The sequence below is a fragment of the Mesorhizobium sp. M2E.F.Ca.ET.209.01.1.1 genome, from assembly GCF_004010375.2.
Taxonomy (GTDB): Bacteria; Pseudomonadota; Alphaproteobacteria; order Rhizobiales; family Rhizobiaceae; genus Mesorhizobium.
Genome location: NZ_SADP02001122.1, coordinates 1 through 293, shown reverse-complemented (window position 1 = coordinate 293; position 293 = coordinate 1). Strand labels below are relative to the sequence as shown.

General features: G+C 67.2%; 1 pseudogene. It reads left to right on the top strand.

Annotated elements, in window-relative coordinates:
* Nucleotides 1-7: 7 nt before the first annotated feature.
* Nucleotides 8-293 (top strand): annotated as a pseudogene (locus tag EN852_RS39385) (2-aminoethylphosphonate--pyruvate transaminase); the annotation flags it as partial.

Genomic DNA, 293 nt, shown 5'->3' with positions numbered 1-293 from the left:
GGGCGGCATGCGCGCTGAGACGAAATTTGCGGCAACAAAGCCGCTGGATGCGCCGGCGCTGGGCGAACCCTATCTGCTGACGCCTGGCCCGCTCACCACCTCCTACGCCGTCAAGCAGGCGATGCTGCGCGACTGGGGCTCCTGGGATGGCGATTTCCGCGCCATGACGGCCGATCTGCGTCGCCGCCTGCTGGCGCTCACCGGCGACGCCAGAGACGAATTCGACTGCGTGCCGATGCAAGGCAGCGGTTCCTTCTGCGTCGAGGCCATGCTCGGCTCCTTCGTGCAGATCG